This is a genomic window from Pseudomonas sp. ok266, from assembly GCF_900110195.1.
GTDB classification, from domain to species: domain Bacteria; phylum Pseudomonadota; class Gammaproteobacteria; order Pseudomonadales; family Pseudomonadaceae; genus Aquipseudomonas; species Aquipseudomonas neuropathica.
Genome location: NZ_FOCU01000003.1, coordinates 472,524 through 493,822 on the forward strand (window position 1 = coordinate 472,524; position 21,299 = coordinate 493,822).

Below are 21,299 nucleotides of genomic sequence, written 5' to 3' on the forward strand. Positions count from 1 at the left end.
CACCCTAGCCCTCTCCCGGAGGGAGAGGGGACTGACCGAGTTGTTTGGGAGAACTACGCCGACGTGCGATACCGCGTCGAACTGAGGCTCTGAAAAACACACAAATCGGCCCCCTCTCCCTCCGGGAGAGGGCTGGGGTGAGGGGCGAATCCAACACAAAACCAACGCCGACCACGCCCCGCTCTTCACCACTCAATAGGCCGAGTGTCAGCTCGCCTGCTCTTGATCTTGATCCACGAGCGACGTCGGAAGGCTGAGTGGAGGGATTGATCCGGGCGTGGGAGCGCAGCGACCGTTTGGCGCAGCCAAACACAGCGAGAGGAGGTGCAGCGAAGCAAACCGTAGGCGCTGCGCCCGGATCGATCCCGCAGCGAAGGAACCCCGAGCCCCAGCGAGCGGGCCGCACGCAGGAGCAAGCGTTTTTGGTTACTTTTTAGGCGTTTGTAAAAAGTGACCCGCCGTAAGGGCGGAACCGTAATCAGCCACACCCGCAAAAACGGATATACACCCAGAGAAAACTGACAGCGCCGACAGCTAGCCGTCACCCTCCTGACCCCCAAACAAGTTTATAAAGACCCTAACCCTGCCCAAAATCCGTCCGGCGCCCACCCCGCATGCGAATCCAAAAAAACAAAGCCCTGCTCGCCACCCTATTGATCGTCCTCGCAGGCGCAGGTCTGTGGCACACCCTGAAACCCGCCCCCACCAAACTCGCCACCCCCACCGCCATCCCCGTGCGAGTCATAGCGGTCAGCGAAAAAGACGTCCCCCGCTACACCAGCGGCATCGGCTCCGTACTCTCATTACACAGCGTCGTAGTACGCCCCCAGATCGACGGCATCCTCACCAAAATCCTCGTCAAAGAAGGCCAACTCGTCAAAGCAGGCGACCTGCTGGCCACCATCGACGACCGCTCCATTCGCGCCAGCCTCGACCAGGCCCGCGCCCAACTGGGCGAAAGCCAGGCGCAACTGCAAGTCGCCTTGGTCAACCTCAAGCGCTACAAACTGCTCACCGTCGACGACGGCATCTCGAAACAGACCTACGACCAACAACAAGCCTTGGTCAACCAACTGAAAGCCACCGCCCAAGGCAACCAGGCTTCGATTGATGCTGCGCAAGTACAACTTTCCTACACACAGATCCGCTCCCCGGTCACCGGCCGTGTCGGTATTCGCACCGTCGACGAAGGCAATTTCCTGCGCATGACCGACACCGCCGGCCTGTTCACCGTCACCCAGATCGACCCGATCGCCGTCGAATTCTCCCTGCCCCAGCAAATGCTGCCGACCCTGCAAGGCTTGATCAACGACCCGCAACGCGCGCAGGTCAAGGCCTACATCGGCGCCGACACCGATGGCGAAACCGGCAACCTGCTCGGAGAAGGTCACCTGACCCTCATCGACAACCAGATCAACGCCAACACCGGCACCATCCGCGCCAAGGCCGAATTCGACAACGCCAGCCAGAAGCTCTGGCCCGGCCTGCTGGTCACGGTAAAAATTCAGACAGCCCTCGACAAAGATGCGCTGGTCGTCCCGCCCACCGTCGTACAACGTGGCCTCGATCAACACTTCGTTTATCGGGTCAACGGCGACAAGGTCGAAGCGGTGCAGGTGCAGATGGTTTATCAAGGCAGCGGCGAGGACATCATCAAAGGCGTGAAGGCCGGTGACGTGCTGGTCACCGACGGCCAGTCGCGGCTTAAGCCCGGCTCGACCGTACAGGTCATGACCGAACCGGCGCAGGTGGTGCAAGCGGAGCCGAAACCATGAAGGCGCACAAAGGCGTCTCCACGTGGTGCATCGATCATCCGGTGGCGACGATTCTGCTGACCATCGCGCTGGTATTGGTCGGCGCAATTGCCTTCCCGCGCCTGCCAATCGCCCCACTGCCGGAAGCGGAATTTCCGACGATTCAAGTTTCGGCGAAGTTACCCGGCGCCAGCCCCGACACCATGGCCTCGTCCGTCGCCACGCCGCTGGAGGTGCAATTCAGCGCCATCCCCGGCATGACCCAGATGACATCGAGCAGTGCGCTGGGCTCAAGCCTTTTGACCCTGCAATTCACCCTCGATAAAAGCATCGACACCGCTGCGCAGGAAGTCCAGGCAGCGATCAACACCGCCGCCGGTAAACTGCCCAAGGACATGCCGACGCTACCGACCTGGAAGAAGGTCAACCCGGCCGACAGCCCGGTGCTGATTCTCAGCGTCAGCTCGACGCAAATGCCCGGCACCGAACTCAGCGACCTGGTGGAAACCCTGCTCTCGCGTCAGATCAGTCAGATCGACGGCGTAGGCCAAATCAACATCACCGGTCAGCAACGTCCGGCGATTCGCGTACAAGCCTCGGCGGACAAACTGGCGGCGATCGGCCTGACCCTCGCCGACATCCGACTGGCGATTCAGCAGACCAGCCTCAACCTGGCCAAAGGTGCGCTGTACGGCGAATCGAGCATTTCCACACTGTCGACCAACGACCAGTTGTTCCAGCCCGAGGAATACCGCCAGCTCATCGTTTCCTACAAGGACGGCGCCCCGGTTCACCTAAGAGATGTCGCTAACGTTATCAACGGTTCGGAAGATGACTATGTGCAAGCGTGGGCGGGCGATCAACCGGGGGTAAACCTGGTGATCTCGCGCCAACCCGGCGCCAACATCGTCGAAACCGTTGACCGCATTCAAGCCGCCCTGCCCGGCCTCGAAGCCATGCTGCCGGCCTCGGTGCAAGTAAAAACCCTGATCGACCGCACCCAGACCATTCGCGCCTCGCTGCATGAAGTCGAAATTACCCTGTTGATCGCGATCCTGCTGGTGGTCGCGGTGATGGCGCTGTTCCTGCGTCAGTTGTCGGCGACCCTGATTGTCTCGGCGGTACTGGGTGTTTCGCTGATCGCCAGTTTCGCTTTGATGTACCTCCTCGGTTTCAGCCTGAACAACCTGACGCTGGTGGCGATCGTCGTCGCGGTCGGCTTCGTCGTCGACGATGCGATCGTGGTGGTGGAAAACATCCACCGGCACCTTGAGGCCGGCGACGATATGCGCGAAGCGGCGATCAAGGGCGCCGGCGAGATTGGCTTTACCGTGGTATCGATCAGTTTCTCGCTGGTGGCGGCGTTTATTCCGCTGCTGTTCATGGGCGGCGTAGTCGGTCGACTGTTCAAGGAATTCGCCCTGACTGCGACCTCGACCATCATGATTTCCGTGGTGGTGTCGCTGACTCTGGCGCCAACACTAGCGGCGCTGTTTATGCGCAAACCGGTGCATCACGCCCACGCCAAACCGGGCTTCAGCGAACGCTTGCTCGGCTGGTACGAGAAAGGCCTGCGCCGCGCCCTCGCCCATCAGAAATTGATGATCGGCGTGTTCGGTCTGTCGCTGGCGATGGCGATTGGCGGTTACATCTTTATCCCGAAAGGTTTCTTCCCGGTGCAGGACACCGGTTTCGTCCTCGGGACAACCGAAGCTGCAGCGGATATTTCCTACGGCGACATGGTGAAAAAACACCTGGCGATGGCCGAAATCGTCGCTGCCGATCCGGCCGTGCAAGCGTTTTCCCACTCGGTAGGTGTCTCCGGCAGTAACCAGACCATCGCCAACGGCCGCTTCTGGATCGCCCTGAAAAAACGTGGCGACCGTGATGTTTCAGCCAGTCAGTTCATCGACCGCATCCGTCCGCAACTGATGAAGGTCCCCGGCATCGTCCTCTACCTGCGCGCCGGCCAGGACATCAACCTCAGCTCCGGCCCGAGCCGCGCGCAGTATCAATACGTGCTGAAGAGTAACGACGGCGCAACCCTCGCGACATGGACGCAACGCCTCACGGAAAAACTGCGTAGCAACCCGGCGTTCCGCGATATTTCCAACGACCTGCAACTGGGCGGCAGCATCACCCACATCAGCATCGACCGCAGCGCCGCCGCCCGTTTCGGTCTGACCGCCAGCGATGTCGACGAGGCGCTGTACGACGCCTTCGGCCAACGGCAGATCAACGAATTCCAGACCCAGGTCAACCAGTACAACGTGATTCTGGAACTGGACACCAAACAACGCGGCAAGGCCGAAAGCCTCAACTATTTCTACCTGCGCTCGCCACTGAGTGGCGAGATGGTGCCGCTGTCGGCGCTGGCCAAATTCGATGCGCCGACCATTGGTCCGTTGTCGATCGCCCATGACGGCATGTTCCCGGCGGCCAACCTGTCGTTCAACCTTGCGCCCGGTGTGGCGTTGGGTGATGCGGTGATTCTGCTCAATCAGGCCAAGGCCGAGATCGGCATGCCGACGGCGATCAGCGGCAATTTCCAGGGCGCGGCGCAGGCGTTCCAGAGTTCGCTGGCCAGTCAGCCGTGGCTGATTCTTGCGGCGCTGGTGGCGGTGTACATCATTCTCGGCGTGCTTTATGAAAGCTTCGTGCACCCGCTGACGATTATTTCGACGCTGCCGGCGGCAGGTTTGGGTGCGGTGATCATGCTGTGGATCTGCGGCCAGGACTTTTCGATCATGGCGCTGATCGGGCTGGTGCTATTGATCGGTATCGTCAAGAAGAACGGCATTCTGATGATCGACTTCGCCCTCGAAGCGCAGCGCCACCGAGGCTTGTCGCCGCAGGATGCGATTTTCGAAGCATGCATCACGCGGTTCCGGCCGATCATCATGACCACCCTCGCCGCCCTGCTCGGCGCCCTGCCGCTGATGCTCGGTTACGGCACCGGCGCCGAACTGCGTCAGCCGCTGGGGATCGCGGTGGTCGGCGGTTTGCTGGTCAGCCAGATGCTGACGTTGTTTACCACTCCGGTCATATACTTGTGGCTTGAGCGGCTGTTCCACAGGCCCAAACCTGCGCCCGTAGCGGCGCTGGCGACCACAGACTGAGGCGGGTCATGCGCGTTCTGATTATCGAAGACGAGGAAAAAACCGCGGACTATCTGCACCGCGGTCTGACGGAACAGGGTTACACCGTGGATCTGGCCCGTGACGGCGTCGAGGGTCTGCATCTGGCGCTGGAAAGCGACTACGCGGTGATCGTCCTCGACGTCATGTTGCCGGGCCTCGATGGCTTCGGCGTGTTGCGCGCGTTGCGTGCGCGCAAGCAAACCCCGGTGATCATGCTCACCGCCCGCGAGCGCGTCGAAGACCGCATCAAAGGCCTGCGCGACGGTGCCGACGATTACCTCGGCAAACCGTTTTCCTTCCTTGAGCTGGTCGCGCGCCTGCAAGCGCTGACCCGGCGCAGCGGCGGGCATGAACCGGTGCAGGTGAGCATCGCCGACCTGTGGATAGATTTGATCAGCCGCAAGGCTACCCGCGCCGGCACGCGACTGGATCTGACCGCCAAAGAGTTCTCCCTGTTGAGCGTTCTCGCCCGCCGGCAAGGTGAAATCCTTTCGAAAACCGCCATCGCCGAGATGGTCTGGGACATCAATTTCGACAGCGATGCCAACGTTGTCGAAGTCGCAATCAAACGCCTGCGCGCCAAGCTCGACGGGCCGTTCGACGAGAAACTGCTGCACACCATTCGTGGCATGGGTTATGTGCTGGAGAGCCGTGGTGTCCAGTAATTCCATCGCGCTGCGCCTGAGCGGCATGTTCACGCTGGTGGCGCTGCTGGTGTTTCTGTTGATCGGCGGCGCGCTGTATCAGCAGGTCGATAAAGGCTTGGGTCTGCTGCCGGAAGCCGAGCTGGATGCGCGTTACAGCGTGCTCGAATCGGCGCTCAATCGCTTCGGTACGCCCGAGCATTGGGTGAAGATCAACGCCAAGTTGAAGCTGCTGGGTGAAGAGGACAAACGCATTCGTTTCTGGGTGGTGAGCGGCGATCCGGGTTACGAATACGGTCAGCCCGATGCGGCGATCCGTACTTTTGCCAAAGGCCCGCTGGGCATGCATGACTTGCAGTTGCCCGGCCAGCCTTATCCACTGAAAGTGCTGCTGACCGAGTTGCCGGCCAAGGATCAGCGTCCGCCGCTACGGTTCATGATCGGCATCGATACCGAGACCTTTCATGAGACGCAGCACAACCTGCTGATTGCCTTGATCGGGCTGGCGATTGTCGGTGTGCTGATGGCTTCGGCGCTGGGCTATTGGGTCGCGCGGATTGGTCTCAAACCGCTGATCAAACTGTCCCATGAAGCTCAACGACTGGCGCCTCCACTGCGGGCCGGGCGCTTGCGTCTGTCGCCGCTGCCACCGGAACTTGAGCAGTTTGTCGACTCCTTCAACTCGACGCTGGAACGGGTTGAGCAGGCCTACTCGCGGCTGGAATCGTTCAACGCCGACGTCGCTCATGAGCTGCGTTCGCCGCTGACCAATCTGATTGGTCAGACTCAGGTGGCGCTGACCCGTGGGCGTTCTGCCGAACATTATTTCGAAGTGCTGCAATCCAATCTGGAAGAGCTGGAACGGCTGCGCTCGATCATCAACGACATGCTGTTTCTGGCCAGTGCCGATCAGGGCAACAAGGCGACCAAACTGACCTCGACTTCGCTGGCGGATGAGGTGGCAACGACCCTGGAATATCTGGATTTCATTCTTGAAGATGCGCAAGTTGAGGTGCAGGTCAGCGGCGATGCGCAGGTGCAGATCGAGGTCGCGCATTTGCGCCGGGCGTTGATTAATTTGCTGAGCAATGCGGTGCAGCACACCGGCGCGGGTCAGGTGATCGAGGTGCACATCGAGGTTAAAGAGCAGCAGGTGAGTATCGGCGTGGCCAACCCCGGTTCGCCGATTGCCAGCGAGCATTTGCCACGGTTGTTCGAGCGCTTTTATCGGGTCGATGCGTCGCGTAGCAACAGTGGCAATAACCATGGGCTGGGGCTGGCGATCGTCAAGGCGATTGCGCTGATGCATGGCGGCGATGTGTTCGTGCGCAGTGATCGGGGGATGAATACCTTCGGGATTTATTTGCCGGTCTGAAAGCCCCTCACCCTAACCCTCTCCCCGAGGGAGAGGGGACTTACCGTGGTGCTCTTTCGAAGTACGCCGACCTGAAATATCCCGTCGAACTCAGGCTTTGAAAAGCATGAAGATCTGCTCCCTTTCCCCCTCGCCCCCCTGGGGGAGAGGGCTGGGGTGAGGGGGTGACTTTTGCTTCTGCTGTAACAGTCATTTATGAAAATCACGCTGTTTCCCAACGCCCGGCGACCTTATCTTTGCCCGCACCAAACAGCACTCGCCAAGCGAGAAGGTTTTCAAGATGTCCAACAGTATGGGTATTGCCAGCGCTTTCGTTTTGTCCTCATTGATCCTGTCGCCGATGGCGATGGCTGAAGAATCGCAGTCGTTCGTAGCGCAAAATATCGCTCGCGCGCAGGCCTTCGATCAGCATCAGGCCGAAGTGATGGCCAAGGCACAAGACGCCACGCAAGCCCCGCAGGCTGCCACCTCACAGGCTCAAGCTGCCGAGAAAGACAGCTGAGTCGCGCACCGCGCCAACGTTTCCCTCGACGCGGTTGTTTGGCTCTTCCCGTTCAACCGTCGTCATTCCAGGCCGCTGCCTTTCAGCGGCCTTTTTTCGTTGTGGTCTGAAAGCCGTTTGGTTCGTCTGTAACAACAAGAAACATCAAGCCCTCAAGCCATTGAAGGGCCAGTTGACCCAAGGAGCTCCATCGCACGTGCGTTACCCAGTTCGCTGCACCCCGCTGTTCATTGCAATTGCCGCAACGATTGCCCCTGCCGCTCACGCTGACGAGCCTGCCAAAGATGGCTTTGTCGAGGGTTCGAGCCTCAACCTCAACACTCGCAACTACTACATGAATCGCAACCGCTTGCAGAAGGCGGACGACAACATCGAGTGGGGCCAGGGCTTTCTCGGGATCTTCAAGTCGGGCTACACCGAAGGTACGGTCGGTTTCGGCATCGATGCCCACGCCATGCTGGGATTGAAGCTCGATGGCGGTGGCGGCACCGACGGCTCGAGCATCCTGCCGGTCAGAGAGAATGGCGGCAAAGCGCCGGGGGCGTTCTCCACGGCGGGTGGCACGTTGAAAATGCGCGCGTTCGATACCGAGTTGAAGGCCGGTGACCTGTTCCTCACCAACCCGGTCATCGCCGGCGGTGATACGCGCATGCTGCCGCAGACTTTCCGTGGTGTGAGCCTGACCAACCACAGCTTCGACGGCTGGTTGATCGAAGGCGGCCAAGCCAGTTTCACCAAGCCTTACAACCAGAGTGGGCACACGCGCATCGGCACTTCCTACGGCACTCTTGCCGACGGCGATGAGAGCCAGCACCTGAACTGGGCCGGCGTGGCGTGGAGCGGTGTCGAAGGCCTGACCAGCAGTCTTTATGCCTCTGAGTTGAAGGACATCTGGAACCAGTATTACTACGACCTCGACTACACCTGGCAGTTGAACGATCTGGTCAGCCTCAACCCGGGCTTGCACTTCTATCACACGCAAGACACCGGTGATGCGCTGCTGGGCAACATCGACAACAACACCTACAGCCTGCATTTCACCGTTGGCGTCGGTAATCACAGCGTTACCGCCGCGTATCAGCGGGTCAACGGCAACACGCCGTTCGACTACATCAGCCAAGGCGACAGCGTTTACCTCGACAACTCCCAGCAATACTCCGACTTCAACGGCCCGAACGAACGCTCGTGGAAGCTCAAGTACGCCTATGACTTCGCCGGTGTCGGCGTGCCGGGGCTGACCTCGTCGGTGTCCTACTCGCGCGGCACTGTCGACCTGACCAAGGTTGACCCCGACAGCAAAGGCTATTCCAACTGGTACAGCGCCGATGGCCGCAACGCCAAGCACTGGGAACGCGATCTCGATCTGAAATACGTGGTGCAGAGCGGTCAGGCCAAGGATCTGGCGGTCCACCTGCAATGGGCGACCAACCGAGGCGGCAACGGCTACGGCGTGATTGATTCGGACACAGATGAATACCGTGTTGTCATCGACTACCCGATCAACGTCTTCTAAGATCCGCGCTAAGCTGACTGCAGACTCACTCCGATAGCTCAAGCAATGACCAACCCTGTGGGAGCGAGCTTGCTCGCGAAGGCGATCTTTCAGCAACATTGATGTTGGCTGACACAACGCCTTCGCGAGCAAGCTCGCTCCCACAGGTATTTTGCGTCAGGCGCTTCGGTGGTGTTGTGCAACTACGCTTATAAGACTTTCCCCAACCGACAGCCCAATCATGATCGCGAGCCGTACCCCTCCCGTTGCGGGCAAGACCGGACGCCCCGAGTTGCTGCTGATCTGCGGCAGTTCGCTGACCGTGATCGCGATTCTGTGCATCGTCACGTTCCTGCTGATCCGCGAGCATGCCAACGCTCAGGAATCGGCGACCCGCAGTGCCACCACCATCGCCCAGTTGATCGACGCCGATGTCCTGCGCACCGTCGAGTTGTACGACTTGACCCTGCAAGGCCTGATCGCCGCCGCCCAGCGCGATGACCTGCAAGATGTCTCACCGCAGATCCGCCATCTGGCGCTGTTCGACCGCTCGACCACCGCGCGCTTCAAGGGCGACATACTGCTCCTCGACAAACACGGCGATGTGGTCGCCGACTCTTCGCGAATCGAGCCGAAACCGGGCAACTTTGCCGACCGCGATTATTTCCTCGCCCACGCATTCAATCGCGATGTCGGCATGTTTATCAGCCGCCCGTTCAAGACCCGTTGCGACTGCGACGAAGCCAACCAGTGGCGCATCAGCTTCAGCCGACGGATTTCCTCGGACACTGGTGAGTTCGCCGGTGTGGCCGTGGCGTCGATGAAGCTCGATTACTTCGATCAGTTGTTCAACAGCCTCGACATTGGCAAAGACAGCACGCTGAATATCATCAACAACGACGGCGTCCTGCTGGCGCAGAAGCCGTATCTGCAAAGCGATTCCATCGGCAAGAGCTACGGCAACCGACCGAATGTCGTGCGTATTCTGGGTGACAAGGATGGCAATGGCAGTTTTACCAGCACCTCGAGCATGGACCATCAACAACGCCTCTATACCTATTCGCGGGTCGGCAATCTGCCACTGACGGTGATGGTCGCGCTGTCCAGCGATGAAGTATTTGGCACCTGGCGGCGCACCGCGATGCTGATCAGTGGTGCCACGGGCGTGTTGTGTATGGGTTTGCTGTGGCTGACCTGGCTGTTGGCCCGCGAGTTGCGCCTGCGCCAACGGGCCGAGCGCGAGTTGGCCCAACTGGCCGCTACCGATGCGCTGACGGGCGTGGCCAATCGGCGGATGCTCGATCAGGCACTACGCCATGAGTGGTTCCGCGCCCAGCGCTCGGGCAAACCGATGTCGGTGATGATGATCGATGCCGATCACTTCAAGGCTTTCAATGATCGACATGGGCATCAGGCCGGCGACCTGGCGCTGAAGACGCTGGCCAGGGTCATCACGGAAAACGTGCGGCGACCGACGGATCTGGTGGCGCGCTACGGAGGTGAAGAGTTTTCGGTGATTCTCGCCGAGACCGATGGCCATGGCGCACAGCAGATAGCCGAGCATATTCGTCAGGGGGTGGAGCAGTTGCCGTTGGTCGACGGGGCCGAGCGGCCGATGACCGTGAGTATCGGCATTGCGAGCTGGACGGCGGCGAGTGAGATGACGCTGGAGCAGTTGTTGTTTGCGGCGGACAAGGCGCTTTATCAGGCCAAGGAAAGTGGGCGCAATCGGGTGGTGGTGGCTGCCTGAACGTTCTGAGGCGATCGCACCGACGCCTTCGCGAGCAGGCTCGCTCCCACATTTGAAATGCATTCCCCTGTGGGAGCGAGCCTGCTCGCGAAGAGGCCAGATCAGGCACTAGAGCAATTGCAGGCATAAAAAAAGGCCATCCGAGGATGGCCTTCAAAAAACTAGAGAGGTTTTTTACTTACACCGCCGCAACCGGGCGCATGTAAGAGATTGGTGCGGTGCTGGCGTCTTCGAACGTCACCACTTCCCAAGCGTCTGTCTGCTCAATCAACTTGCGCAGCAGCTGGTTGTTCAGTGCGTGGCCGGACTTGAAGCCCTTGAACTCACCAATCAGGCTGTTACCCAGCAGATACAGGTCGCCAATCGCGTCGAGGATCTTGTGCTTCACGAATTCGTCTTCATAGCGAAGGCCGTCTTCGTTCAGTACGCCATCGGCATCGACCACGATTGCGTTTTCAACGCTGCCGCCGAGTGCGAGGTTGTGCTTGCGCAGGTACTCGATATCACTCATGAAACCAAAGGTACGGGCGCGGCTGACTTCTTTTACGAACGAAGTGCTGGAAAAATCCACGCTTGCACTTTGGGTGCGGTCCCGGAATACCGGGTGATCGAAATCGATCTCGAAGCTCACCTTGAATCCTTCGAAAGGGACGAAAGTGGCGCGCTTGTCGCCGTCTTCCACTGTCACTTCACGCAGGATGCGGATGAATTTCTTGGCGGCGTCCTGTTCTTCCAGGCCTGCCGATTGAATCAGGAATACGAAGGGTCCAGCGCTGCCATCCATGATCGGGACTTCGGACGCGGAGAGCTCGACGTAGGCGTTATCGATGCCCAGGCCAGCCATGGCCGAGAGCAAGTGCTCTACCGTGTCCACTTTGACGTCGCCGTTAATCAGCGTCGTCGACATAGTGGTTTCACCGACGTTTTCCGCGCGGGCAGGAATCTGCACCACAGGGTCGAGGTCAGCGCGACAAAACACAATGCCAGTGTCGACAGGCGCAGGCTTGAGGGTCAGATAGACCTTCTCACCGGAGTGCAGGCCTACACCTGTGGCACGGATAATATTTTTCAGTGTGCGTTGTTTAATCATGGCTTGGGCCGCTTCAGCGCAAATTGCGAACTGGTATCAACAAAGGCTGGCGATGATAGCAGACCATGCCTTTGCTGAACACCAATCACCTTCATAGCCCTGATACATTCCATCAATCGGCCTGACGACGCAGGAAAGCCGGGATGTCCAGGTAGTCCAGATCATCTTGCGGATTCATCTTCGCGGCAGCCGCAGCACCGGCCTGAGCCTGGTTGCGCATGACGGTCGGACGGTCCAGATCACGGTAGTTGACCGCAGGCGCTTCCTGACGGGCCGGAGCCGGTTGTTGTACCTGGGCAGAAGCCATGGAGGTATGAACGGTGTTGTCGATGACCTTAACAGGCTTCTCGATTTTCGCGCCCAGACCCGTGGCAACCACGGTCACGTGCAGTTCGTCGCGCATGTCAGGATCGATAACGGTACCGACCTTGACCATCGCGTGTTCGGAAGCGAAGGCTTCGATGATGCTACCCACGTCGGAGTACTCACCCAGGGACAGGTCAGGACCGGCGGTGATGTTCACCAGGATGCCGCGTGCGCCTTGCAGGTTCACGTCTTCCAGCAGCGGGTTGCGGATCGCCGCTTCGGTGGCTTCACGTGCACGGTTCGGACCGCTGGCGCAGCCAGTGCCCATCATCGCCATGCCCATTTCGCTCATCACGGTACGTACGTCGGCGAAGTCGACGTTGATCATGCCCGGACGCTTGATGATGTCGGAGATACCGCGAACGGCACCGGCCAGTACATCGTCAGCCTTGGCGAAAGCCGACAGCAGGCTGGCGTCTTTACCGAGGATGGTCAGCAGCTTCTCGTTGGGAATGGTGATCAACGAGTCAACGCTTTCCGAGAGCATGCGGATGCCTTCATCGGCGATCTGCATACGCTTGCGGCCTTCGAACGGGAACGGACGCGTTACGACAGCAACGGTCAGAATGCCCATTTCCTTGGCCACTTCGGCGATGATCGGCGCAGCACCGGTACCGGTACCGCCGCCCATGCCAGTGGTGATGAACACCATGTTGGTGCCCTGCAGGACTTCGGCAATGCGCTCACGGTCTTCGAGAGCGGCCTGACGACCTACTTCAGGGTTGGCGCCAGCGCCCAGACCTTTGGTCACGCCGGTACCCAGTTGCAGAATGGTACGCGCGCCGATGTTTTTCAGCGCTTGAGCATCAGTGTTGGCGCAGATGAATTCAACGCCTTCGATGTTGCTCTTGACCATGTGATTGACAGCGTTGCCGCCGCCACCGCCAACACCGATAACTTTGATTACCGGGCTTGCGGGGATGTTGTCTACGAGTTCGAACATTTTCCCTCTCCTTACATTCTCTAGTTTTTTCGCCTACTGCTGTTTGTTGCGGTGTTGCGGTAAAGCTTTAGAAGTTGCCTTGAACCCACTTCTTCAATCGGTCCAGCAACGGCGCCTGTGGCTCTTCGTTGCTGTAGCTGTCGCGGCTGCCGATGCCGGAGAACGAAACCCCGTCGGACTGCTTTTGCAGGCCGTACATCAACAAACCAACGCCAGTGGAATAAATCGGGTTGCGCACCACGTCATCCAGACCCTTCACGCCATGCGGCACGCCGAGGCGGACCGGCATGTGGAAGATTTCTTCGGCCAGTTCAGTGGCGCCTTCCATTTTCGAAGTGCCACCGGTCAGCACGATGCCGGCCGGGATCAGGTCTTCGTAGCCGCTGCGACGCAGCTCGGCCTGAATCAGCGTGAACAGTTCGTCGTAACGCGGCTCGACCACTTCGGCCAGGGCCTGACGCGACAGTTCGCGCGGTGGACGGTCGCCAACGCTCGGCACCTTGATGGTTTCACCGGCACCGGCCAGTTTGGCCAGGGCGCAGGCGTAGCGGATCTTGATTTCTTCGGCGTACTGGGTCGGGGTGCGCAACGCCATGGCGATGTCGTTGGTCACCTGATCACCGGCAATCGGGATCACCGCCGTGTGGCGAATCGCGCCTTCGGTAAAGATCGCGATGTCGGTGGTACCGCCGCCGATGTCGACCAGGCACACGCCCAGTTCTTTCTCGTCGTCGGTCAGTACCGAGTAGGCCGAGGCCAGTTGCTCGAGAATGATGTCGTCGATTTCCAGACCGCAGCGACGCACGCATTTTTCAATGTTCTGTGCGGCGTTGACGGCGCAGGTGACTACGTGAACCTTGGCTTCCAGACGTACGCCGGACATGCCCAGAGGCTCACGAACGCCTTCCTGGTTATCGATCACGTAATCCTGCGGCAGGGTGTGCAGCACGCGCTGGTCAGCCGGAATCGCCACGGCCTGAGCGGCGTCAAGCACGCGCTCAAGGTCGGCCGAGCTGACTTCACGATCGCGGATCGCGACGATGCCGTGGGAGTTCAGGCTGCGGATGTGATTGCCCGCCACACCGACGAACGCCGAGTGAATGCGGCAGCCCGCCATCAGTTGGGCTTCTTCGATCGCGCGCTGGATCGATTGCACGGTGGACTCGATGTTGACCACCACGCCCTTCTTCAGGCCACGGGACGGATGGGTACCGATCCCGACGATTTCCAGCGAGCCGTCGTCGGAAACCTCGCCGACCAGCGCCACCACCTTGGAGGTGCCGATATCGAGACCGACGATCATTTTGCCGCTTTGCACGTTTGCCATGGGTCCTGCCTCTTCTTAATTCTTCGCGACAGCGGGTTGGGCTGTCGTCGGCGCTACAGGTTCCCGCCAGCCAACAGCGAGGCCGTTGGCGTAGCGCAGATCGATGCGCGCAATGTTCGTAATCTGGTCTTTAAGCGTCTTGTCATAGATGGCGATAAAGCGGCGCATCTTTTCCACCAGGTTGCCGCGTCCCAGCAGCAACTCGATGCCGGGGCCGGAACTGCCGGCACCGGTGGTCAGAAACCAACTCCCGCGTTCACGCAGTTCCAGGCGTGCAATCGAGAAGCCCAACGGCCGCAGCATCTGGCTCAGCACCTGATACTGCTGCATCACTTGCTGCTGGGCCCGTTGTGGACCGAACAGCTGTGGCAGATGTTCGTAGTTCGCCAGTTCCTTGGGCGTAAACGCCTGGCCCTGGTTGTTCAGCAACGACTCATCACCCCAACGCGCCACCGGCAGTTGCTCTTCGAGGCGGATCACCACCTGGTCCGGCCACACCCGACGTACTTCGGCGTGGGCGATCCACGGCATCTGCTCAAGCTCGGTACGCATACCGGCCAGGTCGATGGTGAAGAAGCTCGACGCCACGTACGGGGCGATCCGCTGCTGCACCGCTTGCTGGCTGATGTAGCTCAGGTCGCCTTGCACGGCGATCTTGGTGATCGGCCGGTCGGCGTACGGCAGCAAACGCGTTGCACCTTCGTAAGTACCAAAGCCCAGCACCACCAGCAGCACTGGCCAGAACAGACTTTTCAGAAAGCCGAAATTGGCTTTCGGCAGGCGCGCGGACATCGGCTCTTTCGCCACCATTCGGCTGGCACCCCGTGGCACCGGCTTGCGGCCGGGTGCGGGAGGCTGATGTCGGAGCTGAGCGCCTTGCATCGTCTTAACCTCGAGCGTCTTCAACACTGGCGGCCAGAATGGCCAGAACCAGTTGCTGGAAATCCAGACCGGCCGCACGCGCGGCCATCGGCACCAGACTGTGATCGGTCATACCCGGTGCGGTGTTCACTTCCAGGAACCAGAACTGCCCGTCGGCGTCCTGCATCACGTCCGCCCTGCCCCAACCGGCAATACCCAGCGCCTCACAGGCCTTGGCCGTGAGATCCATGAGTTCCTGTTCCTTGGCGGCATCCAGCCCGCACGGAATGCGGTACTGGGTATCGTTGGCGATGTACTTGGCGTCGTAGTCGTAGAACGTGTGCGGTGTACCCAGGGCGATAGGAGGCAACACCTGGTCACGCAGGGTGGCGATGGTGAACTCCGGACCTTGAATCCATTGCTCAACCAAGACTTGCGAATCGTAGGTACTGGCCGCTTTCCATGCGTCGATCAACTCGGACGCAGAACTCACTTTGGCCATCCCGATACTTGAACCTTCATGCGCCGGTTTGACGATCAAAGGGAAGCCCAGTTCCGTCGCTGCCGAAATACAATCGGCTTCGCTGCACAACACGGCGTGACGCGGCGTCGGAATCCCGAGGCTGTGCCAGACCTGCTTGGTGCGCAGTTTGTCCATCGCCAGTGCCGAGGCCAGGATGCCGCTGCCGGTGTACGGAATGCCCGCTACTTCAAGCAGGCCCTGCATGGAGCCGTCTTCACCGCCACGGCCGTGAAGAATGATGAACGCGCGGTCGATCTTTTCGCTGAGCAGCCGTTGCAGAATGTCTTCGCCAACGTCGATGCCGAACGCGTCCACGCCAGCGCTTTGCAGCGCGTCGAGTACGGCGTTACCGGATTTCAGCGACACCTCACGCTCGGCACTCAGGCCACCGAAGAGCACGGCGACACGGCCGAAGTCTTTCGGCGCGATAGTGGAAAACAGCTTGGCGTAGGCAGCAGTCATTTCAACTTCCCCTCGACCGACGCCGCCACGGCGCCAGCGAACAATTCACTTTTCAACAGCTTCGGCGCGAGACCACCGATATCACCGGCCCCCTGGCACAGCAGGATGTCGCCGGCACGCAGCAGCGGCTTGACCAGCGGCGCCAGATCGACGCCACGCTCGATGTAGATCGGGTCGAGCTGACCGCGCTGGCGGATGCTGTTGCACAGCTTGCGGCTGTCGGCACCCGGGATCGGCTCTTCGCCGGCCGGATAGACTTCCATCAGCAGCAGGACGTTGGCGTCGGCCAGTACATTGACGAAGTCGTCGTACAGGTCACGGGTGCGGCTATAACGGTGCGGCTGGTAAACCATCACCAGACGGCGCTCCGGCCAGCCACCGCGCACGGCTTTGATCACTGCGGCGACTTCGGTCGGGTGGTGACCGTAGTCATCGACCAACATCACGTTGCCGCCGTCCACCGGCAGTTCGCCGTAAACCTGGAAGCGCCGACCAACGCCCTGGAAGCCCGACAGGCCCTGGACGATGGCTTCATCGCTGACGCCTTCGTCAGTGGCGATGCAAATGGTCGCCAGCGAATTGAGTACGTTGTGGTTGCCGGGCATGTTCACCGACACGTCCAGCGGCTCGCGATCCGGACGCAGCACGGTGAAGAACGTCTGCATGCCTTGCTGGCGAATATTGATCGCGCGCACGTCAGCGTCTTCGCTGAAGCCGTAGGTCACGGTCGGACGTTTCACCAGCGGCAGGATTTCACGCACCACCGGATCGTCCAGGCACATCACTGCCAAACCGTAGAACGGCAGGTTGTGCAGGAACTCGACGAAGGTTTTCTTCAGTTTGTTGAAGTCACCGTCGTAGGTCGCCATGTGGTCGGCGTCGATGTTGGTAACCACGGCCACCAGCGGTTGCAGGTGCAAGAAGCTCGCATCGCTTTCGTCGGCTTCGGCGATCAGGTAACGGCTGGTGCCGAGCTGGGCATTGGTGCCCGCAGCATTCAGACGGCCACCGATGACGAACGTCGGGTCCAGACCACCGGCGGCGAACACCGAAGCGATCAGGCTGGTGGTGGTGGTTTTGCCGTGCGTACCGGCAACGGCGATGCCGTGGCGATAGCGCATCAGCTCAGCGAGCATCTCGGCACGCGGCACCACCGGAATACGACGCTCAAGCGCGTTCGCTACTTCCGGGTTAGAGGTGTTCACAGCGCTCGACACCACCAGCACGTCGGCGGCAGCGGCGTTCTCGGCACGGTGGCCAATGAAGATGTGCGCGCCGAACGATTCCAGACGCTCGGTCACCGGCGACGCTTTCAGGTCGGAACCGGAGACTTCATAGCCCAGGTTCAACAACACTTCGGCGATACCGCACATGCCCACGCCGCCGATGCCGACGAAGTGGATGCGACGGATGCGGCGCATTTCCGGTTGCGGCATGGCTTTCTGATTCTCAACCATGAGCCACCTCCAGACAGGTATCGACCACGCTACGGGTGGCATCGGGTTTCGCCAGACGGCGGGCCGCTTGGGCCATATCTTCGAGTCGTTGCGGTTGCATCAAGACCTCTGTCAGGCGCGCGGCAAGGTCCGCGGCACCAGTCGTTCTTTGTGGCATCAGGAAGGCAGCGCCTTCGCGGGCCAAATAATCGGCGTTGCGAGTCTGGTGATCGTCGATCGCGTGGGGCAAAGGCACCAGCATCGAGGGCAGACCGGCGGCAGCCAGCTCACTGATGGTCAACGCGCCTGCGCGGCACACCACCAGGTCAGCCCAGCCATAGGCCTGGGCCATGTCTTTGATGAACGGCTGCACCTGCGCATCCACGCCGGCGGCGCGGTAGCGCTCTGCAGTCACTTCATCGTGGTTTTTGCCGGCCTGATGAAACACTTCCGGGCGCAGATCGGCAGCGACTTGGGCCAGGGCTTCAGGCAGCAATTTGTTCAACGGTTCTGCGCCCAGGCTTCCGCCGAGGATCAGCAAACGCGCTTTGCGACCGGCCAGAGCAGGTCGCGATGTGTCGAGGAACAGCTCGCTGCGCACCGGGTTTCCGGTGGTACGGCGGGTGTCCGACAGAGTAAAGGTGTCGGGGAACGCTTCACACACCCGGGCGGCGAACGGCACCAGCAACCGATTGGCGGTGCCGGCCACTGCGTTCTGCTCGTGAACGATCACCGGCACACCGGCCAGTTTCGCGGCAAGACCACCGGGGCCAGTCACATAACCACCGAAGCCGACCACACACACTGGCTTCAAGCGACGAATGATTGCCCGCGCCTGCCATACCGACTTGAGCAGCATGAACGGCGCCTTGAGCAGCGACAGCTTGCCCTTGCCGCGCAGGCCGGTGGCGTTGATGCGGTGCAGTTCCAGCCCTGCGGCCGGGACCAGTTCATTCTCGATCCCGCGTGGTGTGCCGAGCCAGTGCACGGTGTAGCCGCGCGCCTGAAACTCGCGGGCACAGGCCAGCGCCGGGAACACGTGGCCGCCGGTGCCGCCGGCCATGATCAATACATTAGCGCCCATGATTCGGCTCCTCGGCGAAGTCGCTCTCATGGAATTCCATCTCTTCGCTGCCCAAATGGGTTCGACTCTCCCACTCGATCCGCAGCAGCAAGCCAAGGCAGGCACAGCAGATCACCAACGAGCTGCCGCCATAACTGAGGAACGGCAAGGTCAGACCTTTGGTTGGCAGCAGGCCGACGTTCACGCCGATGTTGATCAGGAACTGACCAATCCACAGGAACGACAGGCCGTACGCCACGTAAGCGGCGAAGAACTGTTTGGCTTTTTCCGCCCACAGACCGATGTACATGCCACGAATACACACGAACACGAACAGGGCGACGGTGCACAGCGAACCGACGGCGCCCAATTCTTCAGCCAGAACCGAGAACACGAAGTCGGTGTGCGCTTCCGGCAGGTAGAACTGCTTCTGCACGCTGTTACCCAGACCGACGCCGAGCCATTCGCCACGACCGAACGCGATCAAGGCTTGCGACAACTGATAGCCGGCGCCGAACTGGTCGGCCCACGGGTCAGCGAAGTTGGTCAGACGCGCCATTCGGTACGGCTGCATTTGAATCAGCAAGACCACCGCTCCGACCGCCAACACCACCATCAGCGAGAAGCGGAACAGCCCGACCCCGCCGAGGAACAGCATGGCCGCCGCAGCGCCCATCATTACTACGGTGGCACCGAAGTCCGGCTCCATCAGCAACAGGCCGGCCATCGGCAGCAGCACGATGAACGGCTTGAAGAAGCCCATCCAGCTTTCGCGTACTTCTTTCTGACGCCGCACCAGATAACCGGCGAGGTAGATCACCACGAATACTTTGGCGATTTCCGACGGCTGCACGTTGAAGAAGCTGAAACCGATCCAGCGCATCGAACCGTTCACTTCGCGACCGATGCCGGGAATGATCACCATCACCAGCAAACCGAACGCACCAATCAGCATCAACCAGCCGAGACGTTGCCAGGTGGCGATCGGAATCATCATGGTGACGATGCACGCGCCCAGGCCCAGCACCACATAAATAAGGTGGCGAATCATGTAATACAGTGGGCTGCCGGACTGTGCGGCCGCCACTTCGGTGGACGCCGAGGCGATCATTATCAAACCGAGGCCGAGCAGCGCCAGGCAACCGGCGAGCATCGGGAAATCGAGGTCGATACCGCGCCCGGTGATGATCGGCGACGGATACGGTTTGATGATATTGCGCAGGCTCATGCCAATTCCTCCACAGCGCGGACGAACTGGTGACCACGGTCTTCATAATTCTTGAACATGTCGAAACTGGCGCAGGCCGGCGACAGCAGCACCACATCACCCGGTTGGGCAGCGGCGCGGCATTGCGCAACGGCATCGACCAGCGAGGTCGCGCGAATCAGTGGCACGGCATCACCGATGGCTGCGCCGATCTTGTCGGAGTCGCGGCCCATCAGGATCACGGCGCGGCAGTTGGCCGCGACCGGATCACGCAGATCGTTGAATTCGGCACCCTTGCCATCGCCACCGGCGATAAGGACGACCTTGCCTTCGATGTCGGCGCCCAAGCCTTCGATGGCGGCCAGTGCGGCACCAACGTTGGTCGCTTTGGAGTCGTTGTAATACGCCACGCCGTCGAGATCGCGGACCCACTGGCAGCGATGCTCGAGGCCGGCAAATGTACGCAGCGCCGAGAGCATGGCGTCGAACGGCAAGCCCACGGCATGCCCCAGCGCCAGCGCCGCGAGGGCGTTGGACTGGTTGTGTGCGCCGCGAATTTTCAGCTCACGCACCGGCATCAGGTTCTGGAATTCGAAGGCCAGATACTTCTCGCCGTCTTCTTCGCGGATACCGAATGCCTTGAAATCCGGTTTGGTCAATCCGAAGGTCCAGCATGGTTGACCCTCGCCCATCAGCGGACGACTCAGTGCATCCTGACGGTTGACCACGAACTGCTTGGCGCCACGGAAGATCCGGTGCTTGGCCAGGTGGTAAGCCGGCAGGCCGCTATAGCGATCCATGTGGTCTTCGCTGATATTCAGCACGGTGGCCACTTCGGCGTTGAGCTGGTCGGTGGTTTCCAGCTGGAAGCTCGACAGTTCCATCACGTACAGCTCGACGTCGTCGCTGAGCAGATCCAGCGCCGGGGTGCCGAGGTTGCCGCCGACAGCGACACGTTTGCCGGCCGCAGCCGCCATTTCGCCGACCAGGGTGGTGACGGTGCTTTTCGCGTTGGAACCGCTGATGGCCACGATCGGCGCCTGCGCGTTACGCGCGAACAGCTCGATGTCGCCGGACAGTTTCACGCCACGGGCCGCAGCGGCTTGCAGGGCCGGGGTCGCCAGCGCCAGGCCGGGGCTCACGTAGAGCTCGTCGGCACGGCAGAGGAATTCGACGTCCAGCTCGCCACAACGCACTTCCACGTGCGGATAGTCACGCTTGAGCGTGGCCAGTTCCGGTGGATTTTCCCGCGTGTCCGCCACGGCAAACGACGTGCCCCGGTTCGCCAGGAAGCGAACCAGGGACATGCCGCTCTTGCCGAGGCCGACAACGATGCGGAAGTGGTCAGAAGCGATCAGAGACAC

Annotated in this window: 16 protein-coding genes; 7 read left to right on the plus strand and 9 right to left on the minus strand. The window is 60.6% G+C overall.

The window, feature by feature from the left end; genetic code table 11:
* The first annotated feature begins 614 nt into the window (after positions 1-614).
* From BMY54_RS07835 to BMY54_RS07865, 7 genes are all read left to right on the plus strand, one after another.
* Complete coding sequence (locus BMY54_RS07835) at positions 615-1,775, plus strand: efflux RND transporter periplasmic adaptor subunit (protein WP_093430678.1); 1,161 nt, start codon at positions 615-617, stop codon at positions 1,773-1,775.
* Complete coding sequence (locus tag BMY54_RS07840; protein WP_093430679.1) at positions 1,772-4,873, plus strand: multidrug efflux RND transporter permease subunit; 3,102 nt, start codon at positions 1,772-1,774, stop codon at positions 4,871-4,873. The genes BMY54_RS07835 and BMY54_RS07840 overlap by 4 nt, the downstream gene beginning before the upstream one ends.
* Positions 4,874-4,881: 8 nt before the next feature.
* Positions 4,882-5,559, plus strand: a complete 678-nt coding sequence (locus BMY54_RS07845; RefSeq protein WP_007916978.1) for a heavy metal response regulator transcription factor — start codon at positions 4,882-4,884, stop codon at positions 5,557-5,559.
* On the plus strand, positions 5,549-6,913 hold the full coding sequence (locus BMY54_RS07850) for a heavy metal sensor histidine kinase (RefSeq protein ID WP_093430680.1): 1,365 nt from the start codon (positions 5,549-5,551) through the stop codon (positions 6,911-6,913). The genes BMY54_RS07845 and BMY54_RS07850 overlap by 11 nt, the downstream gene beginning before the upstream one ends.
* Positions 6,914-7,193: 280 nt before the next feature.
* Entirely contained in the window at positions 7,194-7,415 is a 222-nt protein-coding gene (locus BMY54_RS07855; RefSeq protein WP_093430681.1) for a hypothetical protein, read from the plus strand.
* Positions 7,416-7,611: 196 nt separating this feature from the next.
* Entirely contained in the window at positions 7,612-8,928 is a 1,317-nt protein-coding gene (locus BMY54_RS07860) for an OprD family porin (RefSeq protein ID WP_093430682.1), read from the plus strand.
* Between the two features lie 220 nt (positions 8,929-9,148).
* Positions 9,149-10,657 carry a sensor domain-containing diguanylate cyclase gene (locus tag BMY54_RS07865; protein ID WP_093430683.1) on the plus strand — a complete coding sequence of 503 codons (1,509 nt, stop codon included), beginning with the start codon at positions 9,149-9,151 and terminating at the stop codon, positions 10,655-10,657.
* Positions 10,658-10,835: 178 nt separating this feature from the next.
* On the opposite strand, the gene lpxC is transcribed toward BMY54_RS07865, so the two are convergent.
* From lpxC to murD, 9 genes are all read right to left on the minus strand, one after another.
* Positions 10,836-11,747, minus strand: a complete 912-nt coding sequence (lpxC, locus tag BMY54_RS07870) for a UDP-3-O-acyl-N-acetylglucosamine deacetylase (RefSeq protein WP_007916984.1) — start codon at positions 11,745-11,747, stop codon at positions 10,836-10,838.
* Between the two features lie 112 nt (positions 11,748-11,859).
* The gene (gene ftsZ, locus BMY54_RS07875) at positions 11,860-13,056 is read right to left on the minus strand and encodes a cell division protein FtsZ (protein ID WP_016986475.1); all 1,197 of its coding nucleotides are present in this window, start codon (positions 13,054-13,056) and stop codon (positions 11,860-11,862) included.
* 67 nt (positions 13,057-13,123) lie between these two features.
* Positions 13,124-14,383 carry a cell division protein FtsA gene (ftsA, locus tag BMY54_RS07880; protein ID WP_007916987.1) on the minus strand — a complete coding sequence of 420 codons (1,260 nt, stop codon included), beginning with the start codon at positions 14,381-14,383 and terminating at the stop codon, positions 13,124-13,126.
* A gap of 15 nt (positions 14,384-14,398) precedes the next feature.
* The gene (locus BMY54_RS07885; protein WP_053123632.1) at positions 14,399-15,265 is read right to left on the minus strand and encodes a cell division protein FtsQ/DivIB; all 867 of its coding nucleotides are present in this window, start codon (positions 15,263-15,265) and stop codon (positions 14,399-14,401) included.
* Between the two features lie 4 nt (positions 15,266-15,269).
* Entirely contained in the window at positions 15,270-16,229 is a 960-nt protein-coding gene (locus tag BMY54_RS07890) for a D-alanine--D-alanine ligase (protein ID WP_093430684.1), read from the minus strand.
* Positions 16,226-17,686 carry a UDP-N-acetylmuramate--L-alanine ligase gene (gene murC / locus BMY54_RS07895; protein ID WP_016987574.1) on the minus strand — a complete coding sequence of 487 codons (1,461 nt, stop codon included), beginning with the start codon at positions 17,684-17,686 and terminating at the stop codon, positions 16,226-16,228. The genes BMY54_RS07890 and murC overlap by 4 nt, the downstream gene beginning before the upstream one ends.
* Positions 17,679-18,749, minus strand: a complete 1,071-nt coding sequence (gene murG / locus BMY54_RS07900) for an undecaprenyldiphospho-muramoylpentapeptide beta-N-acetylglucosaminyltransferase (RefSeq protein ID WP_064392864.1) — start codon at positions 18,747-18,749, stop codon at positions 17,679-17,681. The genes murC and murG overlap by 8 nt, the downstream gene beginning before the upstream one ends.
* Positions 18,739-19,956, minus strand: coding sequence for a putative lipid II flippase FtsW (gene ftsW / locus BMY54_RS07905; RefSeq protein ID WP_007916996.1), 1,218 nt, complete (start codon positions 19,954-19,956; stop codon positions 18,739-18,741). The genes murG and ftsW overlap by 11 nt, the downstream gene beginning before the upstream one ends.
* Entirely contained in the window at positions 19,953-21,299 is a 1,347-nt protein-coding gene (gene murD / locus BMY54_RS07910) for a UDP-N-acetylmuramoyl-L-alanine--D-glutamate ligase (RefSeq protein WP_093430685.1), read from the minus strand. The genes ftsW and murD overlap by 4 nt, the downstream gene beginning before the upstream one ends.

Coding starts and splice junctions, on each gene's coding strand:
- BMY54_RS07855 (WP_093430681.1), top strand. CDS start 7,194: ATGTCCAACAGTATGGGTATTGCCAGCGCTTTCGTTTTGTCCTCATTG.
- lpxC (WP_007916984.1), bottom strand. CDS start 11,747: ATGATTAAACAACGCACACTGAAAAATATTATCCGTGCCACAGGTGTA.
- BMY54_RS07835 (WP_093430678.1), top strand. CDS start 615: ATGCGAATCCAAAAAAACAAAGCCCTGCTCGCCACCCTATTGATCGTC.
- murC (WP_016987574.1), bottom strand. CDS start 17,686: ATGGTTGAGAATCAGAAAGCCATGCCGCAACCGGAAATGCGCCGCATC.
- BMY54_RS07865 (WP_093430683.1), top strand. CDS start 9,149: ATGATCGCGAGCCGTACCCCTCCCGTTGCGGGCAAGACCGGACGCCCC.
- ftsZ (WP_016986475.1), bottom strand. CDS start 13,056: ATGTTCGAACTCGTAGACAACATCCCCGCAAGCCCGGTAATCAAAGTT.
- BMY54_RS07845 (WP_007916978.1), top strand. CDS start 4,882: ATGCGCGTTCTGATTATCGAAGACGAGGAAAAAACCGCGGACTATCTG.
- BMY54_RS07890 (WP_093430684.1), bottom strand. CDS start 16,229: ATGACTGCTGCCTACGCCAAGCTGTTTTCCACTATCGCGCCGAAAGAC.
- ftsA (WP_007916987.1), bottom strand. CDS start 14,383: ATGGCAAACGTGCAAAGCGGCAAAATGATCGTCGGTCTCGATATCGGC.
- BMY54_RS07885 (WP_053123632.1), bottom strand. CDS start 15,265: ATGCAAGGCGCTCAGCTCCGACATCAGCCTCCCGCACCCGGCCGCAAG.
- murG (WP_064392864.1), bottom strand. CDS start 18,749: ATGGGCGCTAATGTATTGATCATGGCCGGCGGCACCGGCGGCCACGTG.
- BMY54_RS07840 (WP_093430679.1), top strand. CDS start 1,772: ATGAAGGCGCACAAAGGCGTCTCCACGTGGTGCATCGATCATCCGGTG.
- ftsW (WP_007916996.1), bottom strand. CDS start 19,956: ATGAGCCTGCGCAATATCATCAAACCGTATCCGTCGCCGATCATCACC.